The 20,895-nt window shown below is 70.4% G+C and carries 18 protein-coding genes; 7 read left to right on the top strand and 11 right to left on the bottom strand.

What is annotated here, in order from left to right:
• Window positions 1-11: 11 nt before the first annotated feature.
• The 5 genes from J8N05_RS43715 to J8N05_RS43695 all read right to left on the bottom strand — a co-directional run bounded on the left by J8N05_RS43715 (window position 12) and on the right by J8N05_RS43695 (window position 5,381).
• Complete coding sequence (locus tag J8N05_RS43715) at window positions 12-1,751, bottom strand: amino acid adenylation domain-containing protein (protein ID WP_247706937.1); 1,740 nt, start codon at window positions 1,749-1,751, stop codon at window positions 12-14.
• Between the two features lie 7 nt (window positions 1,752-1,758).
• Complete coding sequence (locus J8N05_RS43710) at window positions 1,759-3,696, bottom strand: aminotransferase class I/II-fold pyridoxal phosphate-dependent enzyme (protein WP_210893204.1); 1,938 nt, start codon at window positions 3,694-3,696, stop codon at window positions 1,759-1,761.
• On the bottom strand, window positions 3,693-3,953 hold the full coding sequence (locus J8N05_RS43705) for an acyl carrier protein (RefSeq protein WP_210893202.1): 261 nt from the start codon (window positions 3,951-3,953) through the stop codon (window positions 3,693-3,695). The genes J8N05_RS43710 and J8N05_RS43705 overlap by 4 nt, the downstream gene beginning before the upstream one ends.
• An 88-nt stretch (window positions 3,954-4,041) precedes the next feature.
• Window positions 4,042-4,296, bottom strand: a complete 255-nt coding sequence (locus J8N05_RS43700) for an acyl carrier protein (RefSeq protein WP_210893200.1) — start codon at window positions 4,294-4,296, stop codon at window positions 4,042-4,044.
• A 77-nt stretch (window positions 4,297-4,373) separates the two neighbouring features.
• Window positions 4,374-5,381, bottom strand: coding sequence for a beta-ketoacyl-ACP synthase III (locus J8N05_RS43695; protein ID WP_210893199.1), 1,008 nt, complete (start codon window positions 5,379-5,381; stop codon window positions 4,374-4,376).
• 510 nt (window positions 5,382-5,891) lie between these two features.
• On the opposite strand from J8N05_RS43695, the gene J8N05_RS43690 reads away from it, so the two are divergent.
• The 6 genes from J8N05_RS43690 (at window position 5,892) to J8N05_RS43665 (ending at window position 11,755) form a co-directional block, all read left to right on the top strand.
• Window positions 5,892-7,130: a beta-ketoacyl-[acyl-carrier-protein] synthase family protein gene (locus tag J8N05_RS43690; protein ID WP_210893197.1), complete on the top strand. Its 1,239-nt coding sequence runs from the start codon at window positions 5,892-5,894 to the stop codon at window positions 7,128-7,130.
• Between the two features lie 94 nt (window positions 7,131-7,224).
• Window positions 7,225-7,668, top strand: coding sequence for a DUF6041 domain-containing protein (locus tag J8N05_RS43685; protein ID WP_210893195.1), 444 nt, complete (start codon window positions 7,225-7,227; stop codon window positions 7,666-7,668).
• Between the two features lie 10 nt (window positions 7,669-7,678).
• Window positions 7,679-8,569, top strand: coding sequence for a DUF6206 family protein (locus J8N05_RS43680; RefSeq protein ID WP_210893193.1), 891 nt, complete (start codon window positions 7,679-7,681; stop codon window positions 8,567-8,569).
• A 10-nt stretch (window positions 8,570-8,579) separates the two neighbouring features.
• Window positions 8,580-9,362, top strand: a complete 783-nt coding sequence (locus J8N05_RS43675; protein ID WP_210893191.1) for a 4'-phosphopantetheinyl transferase family protein — start codon at window positions 8,580-8,582, stop codon at window positions 9,360-9,362.
• A 34-nt stretch (window positions 9,363-9,396) separates the two neighbouring features.
• Window positions 9,397-10,659, top strand: a complete 1,263-nt coding sequence (locus J8N05_RS43670) for a RedV protein (protein ID WP_210893189.1) — start codon at window positions 9,397-9,399, stop codon at window positions 10,657-10,659.
• A 463-nt stretch (window positions 10,660-11,122) separates the two neighbouring features.
• Entirely contained in the window at window positions 11,123-11,755 is a 633-nt protein-coding gene (locus J8N05_RS43665; RefSeq protein ID WP_247706936.1) for a response regulator transcription factor, read from the top strand.
• A gap of 47 nt (window positions 11,756-11,802) precedes the next feature.
• Here J8N05_RS43665 and J8N05_RS43660 read toward each other — a convergent pair whose 3' ends face one another.
• The 4 genes from J8N05_RS43660 to J8N05_RS43645 form a co-directional block, all read right to left on the bottom strand.
• Entirely contained in the window at window positions 11,803-12,135 is a 333-nt protein-coding gene (locus J8N05_RS43660; RefSeq protein WP_210893187.1) for a RedY protein, read from the bottom strand.
• A gap of 112 nt (window positions 12,136-12,247) precedes the next feature.
• Window positions 12,248-13,426 carry an L-prolyl-[peptidyl-carrier protein] dehydrogenase gene (gene redW, locus J8N05_RS43655; RefSeq protein ID WP_210893185.1) on the bottom strand — a complete coding sequence of 393 codons (1,179 nt, stop codon included), beginning with the start codon at window positions 13,424-13,426 and terminating at the stop codon, window positions 12,248-12,250.
• On the bottom strand, window positions 13,423-16,362 hold the full coding sequence (locus J8N05_RS43650) for a beta-ketoacyl [acyl carrier protein] synthase domain-containing protein (protein WP_210893183.1): 2,940 nt from the start codon (window positions 16,360-16,362) through the stop codon (window positions 13,423-13,425). Before J8N05_RS43650 ends, redW begins: the two co-directional genes overlap by 4 nt.
• Window positions 16,363-16,491: 129 nt before the next feature.
• Window positions 16,492-17,268 (bottom strand): AfsR/SARP family transcriptional regulator, encoded by a 777-nt coding sequence (locus J8N05_RS43645; RefSeq protein WP_210894302.1) that lies wholly within the window; start codon window positions 17,266-17,268, stop codon window positions 16,492-16,494.
• On the opposite strand from J8N05_RS43645, the gene J8N05_RS43640 reads away from it, so the two are divergent.
• Window positions 17,267-17,506 carry a hypothetical protein gene (locus J8N05_RS43640; RefSeq protein ID WP_210893181.1) on the top strand — a complete coding sequence of 80 codons (240 nt, stop codon included), beginning with the start codon at window positions 17,267-17,269 and terminating at the stop codon, window positions 17,504-17,506. The genes J8N05_RS43645 and J8N05_RS43640 overlap by 2 nt on opposite strands.
• Before the next feature lie 271 nt (window positions 17,507-17,777).
• Here the strand turns inward: J8N05_RS43640 and J8N05_RS43635 are convergent, their stop codons facing one another.
• Together J8N05_RS43635 and J8N05_RS43630 are read right to left on the bottom strand one after the other, a co-directional pair.
• Complete coding sequence (locus J8N05_RS43635) at window positions 17,778-19,205, bottom strand: cellulose binding domain-containing protein (protein ID WP_210893179.1); 1,428 nt, start codon at window positions 19,203-19,205, stop codon at window positions 17,778-17,780.
• Window positions 19,206-19,294: 89 nt separating this feature from the next.
• Window positions 19,295-20,881: a beta-N-acetylhexosaminidase gene (locus J8N05_RS43630; RefSeq protein ID WP_210893177.1), complete on the bottom strand. Its 1,587-nt coding sequence runs from the start codon at window positions 20,879-20,881 to the stop codon at window positions 19,295-19,297.
• Window positions 20,882-20,895 lie beyond the last annotated feature (14 nt).

Genomic DNA, 20,895 nt, shown 5'->3' with positions numbered 1-20,895 from the left:
GAGCGTCTCCGTCAGTTGCCGGGCACGGCCTGCGAGTGCCGGACAGGACCGGCCGTCCCGCTGCCCAGGCGGTGGTAGTCGGTCTTGCCGTTGGCGTTGTGGGGCAGTTCGTCGAGGCAGGTGGCCAGCTGGGGCAGCATGTAGCGGGGCAGGTGCTGTGCGCAGTGCCGCTTGATCTCGATGAGGTTCGGTCTGCGGGCGCCCGGACCGAGGGTGTAGTGGAGGGCGATCCGTGGCTCCGGGCCCTGTGTGTCGACCACGACGGCGGCGGACGCGACGGCCGGGTGCTTGAGCACCGCGGCCTCGATCTCGCCCAACTCCACGCGGTAACCGCTGAGTTTGACCATCCGGTCCCGGCGTCCGCGGTAGACGAGGCCGGCTCCCTGGTAGCTCACCAGGTCGCCGGTGGCGTGACGGCCCTTCCCGTGTCCGGCAGCGGTTTCTAGGGCAGCAGTGTTTCGGGCGGCAGCGTCTCCGGCGTCGGCCGTGTGCGACTCCCGTCGCCAGTAGCCGGGCGTGACACAGTCACCTTCCACGATCAGCTCGCCGAACGCATCGGGTCCGTGCAGGGTGTGTCCGTCCTCGTCCACGACGGACACACGGGCGCCGGGTACCGGGGTGCCGATCGGTACGGGCTCGTCCCGGGCCAGGTCCTCCGCGCGGACCCGGTGGTAGGTGCAGACGTTGGTCTCGGTCGGCCCGTACAGGTTGTAGAGCGTCGTCTCCTCGGCCAGCCGGGCCGCGAGCGAGCGCAACTGGCCGATCGGGTACACCTCGCCCGCGAAGAGGACGTACCGCAGGGTGCGTACCGTGTCCGGGGTGAGCGCTCCCGAGCGGGTCAGGAGGTTCAGCACGGAGGGGACGGAGTACCACACCGTCACGCCGTGCTCGCGTATCCCCCTGGCCAGCGCCGCGACGTCGCGTGCCTGGTCGTCGGCGACGATCCAGACCCCGGCGCCCACCGACAGCGCGGTGAAGAGGTCGAAGGTCGACAGGTCGAAGTTGAAGGAGGCGTGGTTGGCGAACACGTCGTCCGGTCCCACGGCCAGTTCGGTACGGGCCCAGCGGATGAAGTTCGCCAGGTTCCGGTAGGTGATCCGCACCCCTTTCGGCGTGCCGGTCGAGCCGGAGGTGTAGAGGATCGCCGCGAGGTCGTCGCGGTCCGGGGTGGGGAGTGACTCGACATGAGCCGCCTCGCCTGTTGCCGTCGCGGCGAAGTCGGCCCACGGCCGGACAGGTGCCGTCGGCCTCGACGTGGCCCCGTTCACTTCCTCAGCGGCGAAGTCGGCCACCACGATCGCCCGTACGGAGGAAGGCAGTTCACGACCCGCGAGCAGTTCCAGGTGCCGGTGGTCGGTGAGGAGGACCACGGGTTCGCAGTCCGTGAGGATGTGCTCCACGCGTGCGGGCGGCTGGCCCCCGTCGAGGGGGACATAGGCGCAACCGGCCCGCAGGGCCGCGAGAATCGCCTCGGCGTAGCGGGGCGACTTGTCCATCCAGATGGCCACCCGGTCGCCGAGCGTCGCGCCGAGTCCGAGCAGGCCGGACGCGACACCGGTGACGTTCACCTGCAACTGGCCGTATGTGAGGGGCTGTGCGCCGATGAACGCGGGCCGGGCCGCCTGCTCGGGGGACAGCGACCGCGGCAACCGGATCAGCGCGGTGTCGTCGGACTCGTTCGACGGGATACCGGAGTCGGCCAGTGAGGGATCGCGGCCGTACGGCATCCGCGTCAGGGCTGTTTCCGTCATCGTCGCCTCACCCCGCCGACGGCAGGACACCGACCTCGCGGCCGGCCTCGACGAAGATGCCCGCTGCGGTCTCCAGGTCCTCGGGGGTGTGCTCCGAGGTGACGCTGACCCGCAGCCGCGCGTCACCGAGCGGCACGCCCGGGAACACCACGGTCTGGCAGTAGAGCCCTCTGTCCCGGACCGCGCGGCCCATCTCCATCGCCTTGCGCTCGTCGCCGATGACCAGGGGAAGGATCGCGCTGCGGGTGTTCTCCAGATCGAAGCCGGCGTCCGCCAACTGGCTCCGCAGCAGCCGGATGTTGTGCCACAGCTTCGTGATGCGTTCGGGCTCCGACTCGATGACGTCGATGGACGCGATGAGCCCGGCGGCGACACCCGCGGGAATGTTCGCGGCGAAGACGTACGAGTTCGAGTAGAAGCGGAGGTACTCGACGACCTCCTCGTCGCCGACGACGAACCCGCCCATGCCCGCGAGCGTCTTGCTCATCGTGCCGAGTTCCAGGTCCACCTCGCCCTTGAGCCCGAAGTGCTCGGCCGTGCCCGAGCCACGCCGGCCGAGGACGCCCGTGGAATGCGCGTCGTCGATCATGACTCTGGCGCCGTGGTCCTTGGCCAGGCGGACGATCTCGGGCAGGTCGCAGATGTCGCCGTGCATGCTGAACACGCCGTCGGCCACGATGAGTTTGCCGCCGGACCCCTCGTCGCAGCGCTTCAGGATGCGCTCCAGGTCGGCCATGTCGTTGTGCTGGTAGATCCGGCGGGTGGCGCCGGAGAGCCGGGCGCCGTCGACGATGCTCATATGGTTGAGCTTGTCGACGACGACGGTGTCGTAGCTCTTGACCAGCGCCGAGATCGCGCCGATGTTCGCCGCGTAGCCACCGGGATAGACGATGCAGGCCGGCCGCTGCTTGAAGGCCGCGAGGCGCCGCTCCAGTTCCTTGTGGAGCATGTTGGTCCCGCCGATGAACCGGGAGCCGGTGTGCGTGGCCCCGTACCGGTGCGTGGCGTCGCAGACCGCCTCGATCACCTTGGGGTGGTTGGCCAGGCCCAGGTAGTTGTTCGACGCGAACATCAGGAACTCGCGTTCGCGGCCCTCCAGTTCGTCGAAGATGACGGCCCGGTTCGAGCAGCGGGAGTGCAGCGGCATGCCGTACCAGTAGAGCCGCTCGGCCTCGCGCCGCCGCAGATACCTGCCGAAGCTGCGGGTCTTGGCGAACAGGTCGCCGTCGCGTTCCTCCACGAAGTCCTTCATGGAGCGGCCGTCCCAGGCCGGGTCCGACTCGTCCGCGGCCCGTTCGTCGGCGGCTCGCTCGTCCGGGATCCGCGCCGCACTCCGACCGGGTTCGGTGAGCGACCGGCCCACCCGGTGTGCGCCCTCGTGGTACGGACGCAGGGCCTCCACCAACTCGTCCAGGGTCGTCGCGGTGACGGTGCCCGCCAGGTCGGGGGGAAGGCCGAGCCCACGCGCGGCGTCGGCCACGATCGAGGCCAGGACCACCGAGTCGATGCCCAGTTCGCTCTCGAAGTCGGCGCCGGGCGCCAGCTGATCGCGCTGGTACTGGGTGTGCCGCATGGTGGTGGTGACGACCGTCTCCAGGAGCGAGCCACCCGGTGCGGTGTCCGTCGGCCGGGGAACGTCCCCAGCGGGGACCTCGCAGGCCTGCTCGACCGCGCGGACGAGGTCGCCGACCGTCACGAGGCCCGACGGCAGCGGCGCCACCAGTGAGAACTGCTCCTTCACCGAGGCCAGGATCGACTCGAAGATGACCGAGTCGATACCGAGTTCCGCCTCGAAGTGGCTGTCGGGAAGGAGGTAGGACTCGTCGTACAGCGTCCGTGAGGCGATGATGTCGACGACCTGACGCCGGACACCGCCGCCGTCCTGCCCGTCCTGCCCGGTCCGCCGGTCGTGGCTGTCCGGCCTGTCCCCAGTGACGTTCGTCATCGGACGGTCTCCCCCTCTCGCCGCAGCCGCTCGACCAGCGCTGCCATCGTGTCGACCGTGCGGAAGTTCGCCGGGGAGATCTCCTGCAGGGGCACGGTGATACGGAAGTCGTCCTGCATGTAGTGCACGAGGTCGAAGATCCCCGCCGAGTCGATGATGTTGAGCTCGGCGAGGGGGACCTGCGCGTCGAGGCCCTCGGCGTCACCGTCGAGCCACACACCGGCGATGTAGTTGATGATTGACTGCTGGGTGCTCATGGTCGTCCTCGACTCGTTTTCCGGCGGACTCCGGCCCCGGCTGCTCGGCTGCCTGGTCGTCGGTGGGCCGCGGCTGGCTGCGGCCTGGTCACGGCCCGGTGGGGACCTCGGCGGAGGCGAGGCGCTCGATCAGGTCGGCGACCTGCGTGACCGTGTCCCCGGGGGAAGCGGCGTCGTCGTCGACGTGCACACCGAAGTCGGACTGGATGACGAGCAACAGCTCGACGAGGAACAACGAGTCCATGTCGAGGTCCTCGAACGTGGTGTCAGGGCCGATCTCCGCACGGTCCACCTCGAAACGGTCGACCAGCAGATCGACCAGCCTGCCGTACATCACACTCATGCCGTCTGCTCCTTCGCTCCTGCTCGTTCTTGTGCTCGTACTCGCGCTCCTGTCGGTACCGGCGCCGGTACTGCCGCTCATGCGCGGGCCGGGTCCAGGTCCGGCCAGGTCAGTACCGCGGACCCCCAGGTGAGCCCGCCGCCGAACGCGGTGAGCAGCATCCGCCCGCCCGGCCGCAACGCACCTTCGGTGTGCGCCTGGTCGAGGGCGAGGGGGATGGAGGCCGCCGCGGTGTTGCCGACCTCGGCGATGTTGCTGACGCAGCGGTTGCGGGGAATCCCGAGGTCGTCGGCGACATGATTGGTGATCCGGAGGTTCGCCTGGTGGCTCACCAGATGGTCGACGTCCCGCGCCCGCCAGCCCGCCCGGGCGAGGACCGTGCGGGCCGACCCGGTCATCCGCAGCACCGCGTGCCGGAAGACCTCCTTGCCCGACATGGCGAAGTACCGTTCGCCGGCCGCCGGCGGCAGCCCGGACAGGCGCTGGCGTGAGCCGCCCGCGGGCACGGTGATCAGGTCCTCGCCGTCGCCGTCGCTGCCCAGGTCGAACGGGCCGAGCGCGCCGGGCTCCGCCGCATCGCCCGAACGCAGGACGACCGCTCCGGCGCCGTCCCCGAAGATCACAGCCGTGGACCGGTCCTCGGGATCGAGCAGGGTGGAGAACGTCTCCGCGCCGATCACCAGCACGCGGTCCGCGACGCCCGCGGAGATCAGCCCCGCCGCGGTCGCGAGCCCGTACACGAATCCGGTGCAGACGGCGGACACGTCGTAGGCGGCCGTTCCCCTCATACCGAGCCGGGCGGCCACCACGGGGGCGGTCGCCGGACAGGGGCGGTCCGGGGTGGTCGTCGCGACGAGCACCGTGTCCACGGTGGAGACGCCCGCGCTCTTCAGGGCTCTCTCGCCCGCCCCGACGGCCAGATCGGAGGTCGCCGTGCCCTGCTCCGCGAAGTACCGCTGCTCGATGCCTGTGCGTGAGCGGATCCATTCCTCGGAACTGTCCAGCCCGGCGGCGAGTTCGTCGTTCGGGACGGCTCTGGGCGGCAGGCAGCTGCCGACCCCCGTCAGCACGGCGGCCCGGCTCACCTGACACCGTCCCGGCTCGGCCGACCGCGGCGGTCACCGGTGACGTACCGAGGTGTCGGTCGGTCGCGAAGACGTGCAACCACGCGAGTGCTCCTCGTCTTCCGGACGGCCGTGTGCTCCGGAGATCCATGTGGTGCGGACGGTCGTGCGGTGCGGACGGTCAGGTGTTCCGGGCGGTCATGGGCGATGTCCGGGCCGAGTCTGGTCGGAGGGGCTGACCGATCGCTGACGAGGCACTGACCGATGACTGACACAGCACCCCTGTGCCGATGGGTGCCGGTCCGTCAGCGCGCGGTCAGTCATCGGTCAGCGGGCGGTCAGCCCGGGCGCCCACACTCGGTGGCGAAATGCCGCGGCGGCTCCTTGCGAGCGCCGGAAAGGCAGGGCGCATCGCAACGGCGCGAAGGACACAAGGGCGACAGGGACGCGAGGGCGAGAGGGACGCATGAGCGTGAGGTACGGCAGGCTGGTCGTCGATGACGACGCCGCTTCCCCCGACGAGGGCCCGGCATGACCACCACCGGGTCGCCTTCACCGCCCATCGCGGTCACGGGCGTCGGACTGGTCACCTCGGCCGGCATCGGCGCGGACGACACCTGGAAGGGTGTGTGCGCGGGCCGCTCCCCGGCGGCCAGGAACCCCTCGCTGGCCGGACTTCCCGTGGACATCTCCTGCACCGTGCCCGGCTTCTCCGCCCGCGAGCACGTGGGCCGGCGCAGCTCCCTCGCGCACGACCGCTTCAGCCAGCTCTGCATCACCGCGGCCCGTGAGGCGGTCGCCGACGCCGGGCTCGACCCCCGTACCTGGGACGGCGTCCGCGTCGGTGTCGTCGTCGGCTGCGGCCTCGGGGGAGTGGCGACCTGGGAGACCCAGCACCGGAGAATGCTGGAGAAGGGCCCGGAGGCGGTCTCTGCCCTGCTGATCCCGATGCTCGTGCCCAACATGGCCGCCGGACACCTGGCGATGGACCTGCACGCCAAGGGTCCGAACCTGGTCACGGCGACTGCCTGCGCCTCCGGTGCCACGGCGATCGGCACGGCCCTGCACCTGCTGCGCGACGGAAGCTGCGACGTGGTCGTCACGGGCGGCGCCGAGGCCGGGGTCAGTCCCCTGATGGTGACGGGATTCGCGCAGATGGGCGCACTGTCCCGGAGGCTCGACGCACCGTCCGCCGCGTCCCGCCCCTTCGACGCGGACCGCGACGGTTTCGTCATCGGCGAGGGCAGCGGCATGCTCGTCCTCGAACGCGAGGCGGACGCCCGGGCACGCCGGGCGACGGTCCGGGCACGGATCGCCGGGTACGGGGCCTCCGCCGACGCCTACCACATGACCGCCCCCGACCCCGAGGGCGCGGGGGTTCTGCGGGCGTTGCGCACGGCCCTGTCGGGAGCGGGCGTCACACCCGAGGAGGTCGACCACGTCAACGCCCACGGCACCTCCACACCGCTCAACGACGCGGCGGAGGCCAGGGTGCTGAGAGGGCTCCTCGGCGAACGCCCTGCGGTCACCTCCACCAAGGGGGTGACCGGCCACACCCTGGGAGCCGCCGGCGCGATCGAGGCCGCGCTGACCGTACTGACCGTCGAGAACGGCACCATCCCGCCGACCGCCAACCTCGAACGGCAGGACCCCGAGGTCGAGTTGGACATCGTCGCCGGATCGCCCCGGGAACGGAAGGTGGAGGTCGCGGTGAGCAACTCGTTCGGCTTCGGCGGTCAGAACGCGGTCCTGGTGATCACGGCCGCCTGATCCGGCGTACCCACGAACACCGGATCGCACCATCAGTGGATCTCGTCCGAAAAAGCCCCGGCCGCCAGGCCACGACACCGGAAGACTCCATCGGGTGACCAAACGAGACCTGATCCTCCAGCGCATAGTGGGCGTCCTCTACGTCATCGCCGGCATCGGCAAGTTCTTCCCGGAGATCGAGTCGGTCGAGGAGCGCCTCGACGGCGCCGCGGACGGCAACGACGGTGTCGCCGTCCTCGGTCCCTTCACCGACCGGCTCGCCGAACACCCCACCGCCGTCACCGTGTTCGTCGCGGCGGCGATGATCGTCAGCGGGGTCTTCCTGATCCTCGACCGGTACCTGGTCGTCGCCGCGCTCTACGGCCAACTGCTCATGCTGGTCTGCCTGGTCGTCATCCTCGTCAGCAGCGTGCCGCAGATCCTCGTGCTCGACGCCGCGTTCTTCGCCGCGGCCATCTACCTCCTCGTGCGGCACCGGCGCACACCGTCCCCGTCCGCCGCGGCACCCTCGCGGGCCAGGACGGACAACCAGAGCTAAGGGTCATGCCATGTCCTTCACCGTTCCGCACGACGAACTCGCACAGCTCGAAGACCGGGTTCGAGCCGCGCTCAGGACCATGGACGACAGCGCCCTCGACGTGCTCGGCTACGGCGAAGTCAGCCTGGTGCTACGGCTGCAGAGCGGCGACGACGTGTTCGCGTGCAAGCGACTGCCGGTGTTCCCCGACCGAGCACGCCTCGAACGGTACGAGGAAGGCCTCCGCGAGTATCTGAGGAGGCTCGGCGACAACGGCCTCACCGTCGCCGACACCGAGCTGTGGCACACACGGCTGCCGTCGGGGCGGATCACGGCCTACTGCGTGCAGCGCGAACTGCCCTCGCACCGGCTGTGTTCCAGGCTGCTGCACACCGAGGACGACATCTGGATCAAGGATTTCTTCTCCCGGTTCCTCGACCGGGTCGAACACGCCGTGGAGCCCACCCTCGGTCTGGACGCACAGGCCAACAACTGGATGGACGTCGGCGGTGAGCTGGTGTACCTCGATGTCACGACGCCCCTCATGCGGGACGCCCGCAACCGCGAACGGCTGGACGTCCGCCTCTTCTTCAGCTCGCTGCCCTGGGCCCTGCGCGACGCCGTCCGTATCTCGATGACCAGGTCGATCTTCGACAAGTTCTACGAGACCCGTGGCGTCCTGCTGGACTTCCTCGGCAACCTGTACAAGGAACGGCTCCACGAGCTCGTACCGGCGTTCCTGGAACAGGCCAACGCCCGCCTCTCCGAGCCGATCACCGTGGAGGAGGTGGCCGCGTACTACCGCGACGACGCCCGGATGTGGGAGCTCATCCAGCGGCTGCGGCAGGCCGACCGCTTCTGGCACCACCGGATCAGACGGCGCACCTACCCGTTCCTGCTGCCCCCGCGCGTGGAGCGCTGAAGGCCCGGCGATGGCGATCACCTCGCCGGACCGCGTCGCGGCCCGCAGCCTCGACGACAGCATGGCGCTCGACCCCGCGCGTCCCCTGTACGTCACTCACGCCCGCGGCCCCCTGACGGTCGCCGTGGTGTCGATCGCCTGGCTGCGCGGACGCGACGAGACGGACCGCGCGACGATCGCCGCCCGGCACCTGAGCGACGAAGAGAACCGACAGGCGGCACAACTGCGCCTGGTCAAAAGGCGTTTGGAGTGGCTGGCGGGACGTCTGGCCATCAAGCACAGCGTGTGCGCCTATCAGCGGCGGCACGCCGGCACCTCGGTGCGCCCCCGCGACATCACGGTCGGTGTCGTCCCGGACGGACTCCGCGCCGGAAAGCCCGTCGTCGACGCCCGCGTGGAGGTCGGTCTGTCCCACTCGGCGGACTTCGCCGTCGCCGTCTGCGGGCCGCGCGCCGTCGGGATCGACGTCGAGCGCAGCCGCCAGGTGCCACCACCGCTCGCGGAACTGCTCACACGGGCCCCGGAGATCGCGGCGGATCCCCGCCTCGGGGGAGTGGGCGCCATGCCGCTGCCCCTGCGGTGGGCCTGCAAGGAGGCGGTGCTCAAGCACTTCGGCTTCGGCCTGCGGGTGGACAGCCGCGAGGTGCGGCTCACCCAGTGGTGGCCCGACGGCCGGTTCGCCTGGCGGGCCGGGCCGGAACTGCGCCGCCACGCACCCGCGGCCGACGGTTCCCGCTTCGACAGCTGGGCCCGGGAAGTCGACGGATACGCCCTGGCACTCGTGTGGCAGTGAGAAGACCCGTGCGGCAGTGAGGAGAACGGACACCGTGACCAGCTCACCCACCTCGACACCCAGGACGCCCTCCGCGGAACGCCGGGTGCCCTTCGAACACGCGCTGCGCGAAGCGGCCGACATCGCCGCGCACAGCCCGTCGTCGCACAACTGCCAACCCTGGGGCGTCGCCTGGGCCACCGGCCGTGGTGCGCGCCGGGCAGCGGAACGGCTCGTCGAGGAGGCTCCCACCGACGGCCCCGAAGCCCCTGACGGCAGCTCCGGTGAGAGCAGAACCGCTGGAGGTGACACGGACGAGTACGTCATCCTGGCCCTCGACCGGGAGCGTGAACTCACCTCCCTCCCCGCGCACGCCGTCGAGATGCTGGTCAGCTGTGGCGCGTACCTGCAGATCCTGTCGCGCTCCCTGGCCCACCAGAGCTGGTCGACCGACCGTATCCACTTCGTCGAACCGCTCGCCGGCGGACGGACGGGCGGGGCGCGCGAGGTGTGCCGCCTCCTCGGCGACACCTGGCCGGTGTCATGGTCACCGCTGTGCGCGGTCCGGCTGCGCCGCACGGACGAGCCGGACGGCTCTCTCGCCGACCTCCGCCGCACCGCCCTGGCCCGGCGGACCAACCGCGCGCCCTACCGCCCCGAAACGGTCGAACCGGCCCTCCTGGAAGGGCTGTCCGCCCCGTCGACCGGCGTCGCCGCCGGCGCGGACGTCACCGTCCGGCATCTCATGGCCGACCGTGAGCGCGCGGCCTTCGCCGACCTCGTGGCCCGCCACGGGGGACGCGACTTCAGCCATCGACAGGCCTGGCGCGAGACATACTCGTTCGTGCGCCGGGACGAGGCCGAGGCCCGGGCACGCGGCGACGGCTTCCCCCTCAGCCAGCTGTTCGGACCGCTCTCGGCGCCCCGGCGCCACGCCCTGCGCCTCGCGCTGGCACCCACCACGATGAGCGTGCTCAGTCACGCGGGCTACCACCGCGTGCTAGCCCGCCAGCTCGCCCGCGTCGTACGGCCGACGCCGGCCGTCGTCGCCCTGGGGCTCGCCGACGCGTCTCCCGGTGTCGAGGCCACCGTGCGCGGCGGAGCCCGCCTGGCCGAGTACTGGCTGCGGGCCACCCGGGCGGGGCTCGCGCTGCACCCCGTCAGTGTCGTCCTGCAGCACGACGACGTACGAAAGGAGCTCCAGGACCGGCTGGGACTGCCGGGCCGGACCTTCTTCGTGAGCAGATTGGGGCGCCCTCTCACAGATTTCCCGCCGCCACCACGCCGGATAGGAGTCCGTGCCGTATGCACGATCTGACCACGATCCGACACGGCGCCCAAAGGTCTCGTGAAATTCTCCTGTGCGTTGTCAGAACCAGCCACCAAATACCGGACAGATAAGGCACGAGGTTACTCGGTGGTAAAACTCCATGAGATCCTCGGACCCCCGTGAACATGTGTCTCTTGTGTTACCCTGCATATGCCATGCGGCCTCGATGTTGCGAGACCGATAAGCAGCGAGGGTCTCCTGGAACACGCAGGGTCGCGTCAATCTCGGGGGAGGAACGAACCTTGCACTGCTCTCGGCGAACGGGCCTCAAGGCCACGCATCGTTTCGCGTGGACGACCTACCTGATCGCCGAGCGATGAGCGTCCACCGGCGGAGGCCGGGACATCGAGCCGTGCGGGACGACTGGTCTGTCTCTCCGGCACATCACACCACCCCGGGCGGTGGTGCCGCACGCGGCATCCGGGTGCTGCTCTGCTGTGAGGGATCGATCGTGGGCGCCGGTATGCGAGCCCTGCTCGACCAGCAGCCCGACATCGCTGTCATCGGGTACTCGACCGGGACGGACTCGGAGGCCGCCGCCGCCGACTCGGCACCCGACGTCACCGTGGTCGTGGCCCCCGCCCTGACCATCGAGGACAAGCGGGAGCTGACCGCCCTCGCGGCACTGACCAAGGTCATCCACATCACGAAGGCCGAGAACGCGAGCCGTTCGATCGAGATCCTGCGTCTCGGTGTCCGTGCCGTCCTCGCCCCCGACACCTCCGCCGACGAGCTGATCCACGTCCTGCGGACGGTCAGCGCGGGCAGCGCGATGGTCATCCCCGAAGCGGCCCGCAGGAGCCTCGACCATCTGCCGCAGCGCCCTGCCTCCGCGCTCGCCGCGAGCGTCGTACCCTCGCTGACGCCACGGGAGACCGAGGTGATCGCCCTGCTCACGCAGGGAAAGTCCAATGCGGAGATAGCGGAGAAACTATCGGTTTCCACGGCGACTGTTCGTTCCCACGTTCACCATTTGCTGAGGAAACTGGGTGTCGGAAGTCGCGCCCAAGCGGTGGCCGTCGCCTACGAGACCGGACTCATGGCGGCCATTGAACAGAATTCAAAGGGCTCGGACCGGAGCTGACGACTGCAAATCAATACGCCTTTCGACACGGAAGTCGGCTCCGCTATTTACGCGCGATAGCCGTCTCCGATACGGTTGCCCACCGTCTCGGACACGACCTCTGCCATCTGGTCGAAGTCGGAGACCAGCTTTCGAAATGGCGGGCTCTGCATGTCGATCTCGAAGTCCGCGAGGCTGGATACGTCGATGATTTCGACGTAGGCGAGAGGCTCGGCGCCGGCCTGTCCGTCCACCGCCGGCCCGATCACCCGCTGGACGCTGAACGACCTGACGCTGGGCAGCTCCGGGCAGGTGGCGTAGTCGACATCCCGCACCCAGGTCTCGAAGCGGTCCGGTGCCACCCCGTCGAGCAGACGGATCCGGTGAACGATGATCGTCATGGTGTACTCCGTTCCGGGCCGGACAGGACGACCGGTCCGACGAGTGGTTGCCGACGAGGCAGGAAGAGTGGTTGCCGAAGCGGGACGAGTGATTGCCGGAGTAACCGGTGGATCAGCGCCGCCCGGCCCGGCGACGCCTGCCGTTCAGGCCCAGCGCCCGGGCGATGTTGTTCTTCTGGATCTCGTTGGTGCCGGAGAAGATCCGAGCGGGGAGCGCGTCGCGCAACAGCGTCTCGGCCTCCCCTTCGAGGACGCCCAGCGCACCGCGCACCTGGATCGCGTCGAGACCCAACTGCACGGCGGCCTCGCTGACCGCCAGCTTCGCCAGCGCGGGAGCCACCTCGTCCTCCGAGCCCCGCGCCAGCCCCCACGCGGCCCGGTAGAGCAGGAGCCGGGCGGACTCCAGCCGCAGGGTCATGTCGACGAGACGATGACCCACCGCCTGAAAACTGCCGATGGGGGCACCGAACTGCTCACGCTCTCCCGCGTACTCGACCGTCGACTCCAGGACCCGCTGCATGGCACCGAGATAGGCGGCGAAGAGACAGGTGCGCTCCCACTTCATCGACGAGGAGAACACACTCGCCCCCGCGCCCCGGGCCCCGAGCACATCCGCCGACGGCACCACACACCCGTCGAAGTGGACATCGGCCGTCGGGGAGCCCCGCAGCCCGACCTTGGCGTAGGGCGGCCCCACGACCAGCCCGGGTGTGCCCGCCTCGACGACGAACGCCGTCAGACCGAAGAAGCCACGGCCCGGCTCGGTCGCCGCCTGCACGACGAACACATCGGCGACCGGCGCGTTCGTGGTGAAGCATTTGCTGCCGTGCAGCACATAGTGGTCGCCCCGGAACTCGGCGCGCGTACGCAGGTTCAGCGCGTCCGAACCCGCCTCCGGCTCCGTGATGGCATGTGCCGCGATGCGCTCTCCCGAGCAGAGCGCCGGCAGCAGACGCCGCTTCTGCTCCTCCGTACCGAACTCCACGATCGGCATCAGCGACGCGAACAGGTGCGCCGCGACGGAGAAGGCGAAACCCGTGTCGGAGGAGCCGTACCCGAGAGCCTCCATGACCGCTGACGCGGCGACCGCGTCCAGGCCGCTGCCCCCGTACTCGACGGGGACGACGCCACCGACCACACCCTGCTTGCCCGCGAGGAGCCAGCGCCTGCGGAACTCGTCGGCGTCGAAGGCCGCGCCGGACTCCCCGTCCCGGCCCTCCAGTTCGCGCCGGGCGAACGCCACCGTCATGGCGCGCATCTCCTCGACGTCCGGGTCGAACTCGAAGTTCATCGTGATCCGTCCATGTGCTCTGCGTGCTCCTCGACGAGTACGTGGTAGTTGATGCCGCCCGTGCCGAACGAGCTCACGGCAGCGCGCCTCGGCCGCCCGGGCCGCCTGTTCCACGCGGAGGGCCCGGTCGAGACCACGGCGGGAACGGCGGCCAGATCGAGCGCCGGATTGAGGGTGTGCAGGTTCGTGTTGGGCGGCAGCGTCCGCGCCCGCATCGCCAGCAGGGTGCGCAGCAGTCCGGCGCTCCCGGCGGCGGCGAAGGTGTGGCCGTAGAACGACTTCGCCGATCCGATCTCCAGCGGACGGACGCGCCCGGCCCCGCCGTAGACCTTGGCCACCGCGGCGATCTCCACCCGGTCACCCACCTTCGTGCCGGTGCCGTGCGCCTCCAGGTAGTCGACCGCCGAGGGATCGAAGTCGACCTGCGCGAAGGCCCGTTCCATCGCGCGTGTCTGTCCCGCGACATCGGGCGCGATCAGGGACTTGGCGTCGTTGGACGCCCCGACACCCCGGACGAGACCGGCGATCTCGTCGCCGTCGCGCAGCGCGTCACCGTAGCGCTTGAGCAGGAACAGACCACAGCCGTCGCCCGGCGTGAAACCGTCGGCGCCCGCGTCGAACGGCGCGTTCCTGCTGTGCGACAGCAGACCGAGTGCGGAGCACAGAACCATGTCCCGGGCGTTGCAGGCCAGTTCGACGCCGCCGGCGATCGCGAAGTCGGCGGTTCCCGCGCGCAGCGCGCCCACCGCCACGTCGATCGCCGCGAGGGAGGAGGCGCACGCCGCCTCCACGGCGAGGGGGACCGCGTCGAGCCCGTACTCGTTGGCGAGGAGAGCGGCGATCCCGCCGGCCAGGCAGCCGTCGAGCAGATCCGGCAGCACGCCCTCGTCCGGCGGCCCCGTGTGCTCGCGCAGTGACGTGAGGAGCGACTTCCTCTGCAGCGCGGACAGGCCACCCAGCGCGTCGAGACGGGCGACCGTGTCCTCCAGATCCTGCAGCGACGACTCGGCGTTCAGACGGCGCTCGCGGGACAGACCGAGATTGGTGCCCACGGCGATCAGCCCGCGGCCGTGCGGAACGGTCGTGTCGCGTCCGGCGAGGAGTTGTGCGGCGACACCGAGAGCCAGGCGCTGCGCGCCGTCCATGGAGGCGTGGCGCGAGGGCGAGATCCGCAGACCGGACGGGGGAACGGTCGGCGGCGTCGTGTGACCGCCCTGGTCGGTGTAGCTGTGGGTGAGGCTCAGCGCGCCCGGGGCGTGGTACAGGTCCCGGTCGAGGACGCTCTCCGGCACCGGGCCGATCCTGCTGACGCCCGAGCGGATGGCCTCCCAGAAGCTCTCCGCGTCGGGCGAGTCCGCGAACCACCCCGCCAGGCCCACCACCGCGATCGGCTCGGCGTCCGACGCCGTGTTCCCGACCGCGTACCGGGCTGTGGGGCCGTCTCCGGGCAGCCGGGTCAGCTGCGTCGGCTGGGGCGGTCGGGTCGGACGCGTGGCCTCGACGTCCGGCGTGCGGCCGTGCAGGCCCGTCCGGTCGTGCGAGCCCTTCCGGTCGTGTTCTTCGAGTACGAGGTGGCAGAGCGTGCCGGTGAGGGAGGTGCCGTGCACGGTCGCCCTACGCGGGTGGCCGTCCTCGCCCGGCGGCCACCGCAGGCCCGCGCCGGCGTTCCTGAGCGGTGTGCCGGAGCGTGCGAACTCCACCGCGTCGGCCGGCTCCAGCTGGGGTGGGATCCTGCCATGGTGCAACGCGAGCGCGACCTTGCTGAGTGCGGCGATTCCCGCGTTGGCGAAGGTGTGCCCGAGCCGGTCCTTCACGCTTCCGACGGCCACGGATCCGGCGCCGGCGCCCTCGTGGAGCGCGGCGAGCGCCTCCAGCTCCACGCGGACCTCGTGGGCGACACCGGATCCGACGCACTCGACGTACTGGATCGTCTCCGGGCGCACCGCCGCCGTACGCAGGGAGCCGACGGCCGTCGAGTGGCGAAGCCCGACTGACGGCGAGGCGGCGAAGGGGCCCGGGCGGGGGTCGTGACGCAGCGAGCAGTCGAGGATCGTGGCGTAGATCCGGTCACCGTCCTCCACGGCCGTGGACAGGCGCTTGAGCAGAAGCGCCCCGACACCCTCACCGAGCACGAAGCCGGAACCGGAGCCGGAGTTGGAGTCGGGATCGAGGCCGGAGCCGGAGTCTGAACCGGTGCCGTTCGTCGCGAAGGGGTGGCTCGTGCTGGAGATGAGCCCCTTGGCGTCGAGGGCCCTGGCGAACAGCGGGCTCTCCCGGCGCTGCCCGGCGACGACGAGCGCCGCGTCGGACAGCCCGCCGCGGAGATTGAGCACGGCCTGGGCGACACCCACGTACGAGGTCGCGTCCGCGGACTCCATGGCCAGCGTCCTGCCGTGGAACTTGAACGCCGTCGCGATACGTGCCGGGATCGTGCTCGCCATCTCCCCGACCCGGTCGTGCGGGGAACCGTGCAGGCGCCGGGCCAGGAGCAGCCGCAGTTCCTCGGCGGCCTGCCGCGCGCTGTCGGAGTCGGCGCCCGCGGAGAGAGCCGCGCGTTCGACTTCGCGGACGTACCGACTCGCCTCGACGCGCAGCGCGTTGGCGTGCTGGCGGTCCAGGCCGAAGCAGGTACCGGTGATGACATCCGTCCGCTCAACGGGCAGAGCACGTCCGGGATGGCCCGCGTCCGCCAGGCACTGCCGGGCGGCCTCAAGCATGAGGATCTGCATGCGGGCCATGGAACGCGCCTGGGCCGGGGGAATGCCGAACCGCGCGACATCCACCTCTACGTCGTCGAGACCCCGCGTCGCACGGGAGGTCGTCGAGACGGGAAATTCCGCATTCAGCAACTGCCAGTACTCTTCGGGTCCCTGCACACCCGGGTACAGGGCGGCGATACCCACGATCGCCACGGGTTCCGCCGAATCGAACCGCATGATGTCTGAACACTCCCGCTGGTTGGCCCGGCCGACGGTTCAAGAATTCCGTGAGAGCGGAAAGTCGGAGAACAGTGAATTACGGAGGGGGGGAATGCCGGCCGCAGGGAAGACGCGGTCCCGCACACGTCAGTTTCTGGCGGCCGCGGGCTCCCGCCGGCCCGGGATGACCGCGGAGGGGAGCGTCAGTGACGGGTCCTGGGCGAGGATCTCCGTGTGACGGCGCTGGAGCGGGGCGCCCGGCCGTACTCCCAGCTCCTCGTCCAGTCGCCTTCTGGCCCACTGGAACAGATCAAGGGCCTCACCCTGCCGGCCGGTCCGGTACAGCGCCAGCATGAGCAGTTCGCAGAACCGCTCGCGCAGCGGGTACCGGGCGACGAGCTGGCGAAGCTCCGCGATCGCGCCCGCGTCGTCCCCCAGGGCCAGATAGGCGCTGACCAGGTTCTCCCAGGCCGTGAGCCTGCGCTCGTCGAGAAGGGCGGCCGCGCCGCGGGCCCGCGGTCCGTCACCGGCGTCGAGCAGCGCGGGTCCCTGCCAGAGTTTGAGAGCCTGTTGCAGGAGTTCCAGTGAGCGGTCCGGACGGACCGGCAACTCGGCGGCGCCTCGCGCGGCCAGGTCGAGGAACCTGTTGCTGTCGACGCACTCCGGCTCCACTTCGAGAAGGTAGCCGTTGTGCACGGCCCGCAGGACGGAGGCGCCCTGGCGCTGCTGGGCGGAGCTGACGATCACCTTGCGCAGCCGCGTCGCATGCGCCTGTAAGGCATTCCGGGTGTTGCCCACCAGATGCCCGGACCATAGTTCTTCCGCCAGGTCCTCGTTCGACACGGCCCGGCCGGCTTCCAGTGCGAGAAGGGCGAGAAATGCCCGTACTTTGTGAGCACGTATGGTGTCATGCTTGCCGTCCATGCTGATGGACACAGGTCCCAGAATGTTGATCCGCAAGCTGTTCCCCCGTTGTGTGCTGCGCGATGTGCTGCTTCATGGAAGGACCGGCGTCAAAGCCGCGCTGTTCCAGAAAGCGTGGCTGAATTTGCAGGGGTTCAGTATTTCAGCCCTTCTGACGCATGTCATCGATCAGCCGGTCGATTTCCCCCGTACACATCCGGTCGAGCCCAGGGGTGTGGTCGGCTCAACCTTTCGTTGAGGAGGGTTGCGGCAGGAGTCAACGAAGGGGGGACCGCGGTGGGAGGACGGGGGAGCGGGACCTCGGCCGTTCGGACGAGTCGCGGTGTGGCGCGGTGCGGAGAGGCGGCCGGATGACGGTGGGTTTCGCCCCCGCCGCCCCTACCCGTCCACCCGTCCCGTCACTGCCTGGGGGCTCCGCCCCCGAACCTCCGTCGCGCAGTTCCCCGCGCCCCTGGAGGGCCCCGTCAGGCTCGGGCCCGGGTCGCTTGGACCCGGGCCCGAGCGGGCGGTCAGCTGCCGGGGACGGTGTCCTGGAACGTGGTGCCCGCGCTGCGGTAGGCGTTCAGCTTCGTGGTGACCTGTGCCGGCGTGAGGACCTGGTCCTTCACATGCAGGACGTAGTCGACCTGCTGGTCGTACGCCCGGGCCGTGGTGCTGGTCTGGCCCGCGAGGTCGATCAGCCACTGGTTGAAGTTGATCGACATGGGCCGCTCCGGCAGATACGCGGAGCCGTGCGTACCGAAGAGCTGCCCGTCGATGTAGTACTTGATGGTGCTGTTGTCGATGGTCAGCACCAGGTCGTGCCAGCCGCTGAAGCTCTGCCTCGACTCGGTGTGCTCGTTGACCGCCACCCACGGCTCGGCCTGGTAGGTCTCCCAGGACGTCGTGTAGAGGATGTTGGACGGCTCGCCCCAGCCGCCGTTGGGCAGGTACTCGAAGTCGTACTCGGAGTAGTCGTCCGCCAGGGGCGCCTTGAGGTCGTTGATGGTGAAGAACGTCTGGACGAGTCGGTCGCCGTCCGGGCCGTACTTGGGCGCGTCGTTGAACCGGACCCGTGCCGCGTAGGTGCCGTTCTTGAACTTCGTCGCCTTGGTGAGGATCTCGGTCTGCTTGGTGCTGGCCGCGGTGCCGGCGGTCGAGGTCTCCAGGTTCATGATGGAGTTGCCGCCCGTGGTGGCGAAGGTGACCTTGTCGGGCGCCCAGGTCGCGCCGGGCACGCCGGGGCCACCGGAGTTGGAGCGTACGGTCCAGCCGTTCGCCGAGATCCGCGGGTCGCTGTAGCCGCTGTAGTTGAAGTCGTCGAACAGCGTGGCGGCGTCGGCCGGAGGATCGGTCGGCGGGTCGGTGGGCGGATCCGTGGGCCCGTTGCCCGCGGGCGCCTGACCCCACACGGTGGTGCCGCCCAGCTGGGCGGTGACCTTGGACCAGTCGCCGTACGAGGTCTGGGAGGCGCCGAAGGAGTAGTCGTCGCTCTGGTTCAGTGACGCCCAGGTCGACTGGTAGAACCGCAGTTGCAGATCGCCGGTGTCGGCGCCCGGGGCGAGCGACCCGGCCCCGGAGGTGAAGCCGATCTCCAGATAGCGGTCGGCGGTGGCGGTCGGGTTGGCGAGCGTGCCGAAGGTGCCCGTGACGTTGCCGCAGCCCTTGACCGCCCAGGAACAGGCGAAGCGGTAGCTCGCGCCCGCCGAGTCGGCCTTGAAGTAGTACCGGACCTTGACGCTGCTCAACTGCACGGTCGCGGTACCGGTGTTCTTCACCTTGAACCAGGGCTCGGCCTGGTCGGCGCCGGCTCCGGTGGCGCTCGTACGGTACTGGACGCTCAGTCCGTCGGCCGCCGCGCTCGCGGTGGCCGGGAGTGCGGTGAGCGCGGCGGCGCCCAGGGCCACCGCGACGGCGCTGTGTGCGGTGGCGCGCAGCCGGTTCTTCGCGAATCTCATGGTGGTTCCTCTCCAGAAAGGTGGGGTGATTCCCGGAAACGGACGGGTCGGGGGATGGGGGACAGGGGGGTGGGTTGGACAGGGGGAGGTCAGGGGTGGCGGTGGACGCCGAGCGCGTCCAGCCGGGGCAGGTGGCCGTCGAGCCGGGTCCGGAAGTCGGACCAGTCGGTGGCGCCGCTCCAGCCGCGGTCGGCGAGGGCGCACAGCCGCGGATAGGTGAGGTATTCGATGTGCGCGGGCGTCGCGACGAACTCGGTCCACAACTGGGCCTGGGTGCCCAGCACCCGCCCGGCGGCCTCCGCGTCCGCGTGCTCGGGCACCGGGTCGTGGGCGTGGACGGCGCGCAGATCGACGACGGCTCCCGGCTGCGCCTGCGGTTCCGTCGGGTCCCCGGACTGGGCGTAGTCGAGATAGGTGGCCCGGTGATGAGCGTTGATCACAAAGTGGCCGCGGCGGGCCGCCGCCAGGGTGTGGGCCGGGTCGCGCCAGGTCATCACGGTGAACTCGGGGGGCAGTTCGGCACCGGTCTCGGCCCAGCCGACCGGCCTGCGCCCGTTCTTGACGACATGCTCGCCGACCTTCCCGAGGAACCAGCCGTGCAGCGCCTCGGGACCCGACAGGCCCTCCGCCGCCGCTCGTTCACGTGCGGCGGCGCTGTGCGTCCACTCGGCGGTCGGGCACTCCTCGCCGCCGAGGTGGATGTACGGCGAGGGGAAGACGTCCATGACCTCATCGAGGACACCGCGGCAGAAGTCGAGGACCTCGTCGTGGACGCCGAGGACGGTGTCGCACACACCCCAGCGCGTCCACACGTCGAGGGTGCGCTCGGGGCGGTTGCCCAAGGAGGGACAGGCGGCGAGGGCGGCCCGTACATGCCCGGGCATCTCTATCTCCGGCACGACGGTGACACCACGGGCGGCGGCGTACCGGACCAGACCGGTCAGTTCACTCCGCGTGTACGCCCCACCGTGCGGGATTCCGTCGTACGTGCCGCTGCCGGCCGGGCCCTGCTGCGACTCGGCGCGGTGGCCGCCGATCTCGGTGAGCTCGGGGTGGGCGGCGACCGGCATGCGCCAGCCCTGGTCGTCCGTGAGGTGGAGATGGAAGACGCTGATCTTGTGCAGGGCGAGCAGGTCGACGTACCGGCGCAGATAGGAGACGGGCTGGAAGTGGCGTGCCACGTCCAGCATCGCGCCGCGCCAGGGGTGCCGGGGGACGTCGGTGATGTCGACGCAGGGCAGCGACCACCGGGTGCCGGGCTGCGGGTCGGCCGACAGGGCGGCCGGGGGCAGGAGTTGACGGACCGTCTGGATGCCGCGGAGCAGCCCGGTGGGGTGTGCGGCGCGCAGCAGCACGGTGTGCGGGTCGACGGTGAGTACGTATCCCTCCTCGCCCAGACCACCGGAGCCACCCGGGCCACCGAAGTCGCCCGGGCCACCGAAGTCGCCCGGACCACCGTGGCCGGGGTCGAGTGTCAGGGTGAACCGCCCCTCCGGGGAGGGGCGCAGGGGCAGCCCGGTGGCGGGGGCGAGCAGGGTGCGCAGCAGGTCCGCGGCGGGTTCGGCGCCTCCGCCGATCCGCAGCGCCGTGTCGGCGTCGAGCGTGAAGTGTCCCGGCCGGAACGCGGCCTCGGTCGGGCGGGGGACGAGGGTGGGCGCGGGTGGCTGTGCGGGCACGGATCGCCTCCGGA

Source organism: Streptomyces liliiviolaceus, from assembly GCF_018070025.1.
Lineage (GTDB): Bacteria > Actinomycetota > Actinomycetes > Streptomycetales > Streptomycetaceae > Streptomyces > Streptomyces liliiviolaceus.
This window is presented reverse-complemented; position numbering and strand designations above follow the sequence as displayed.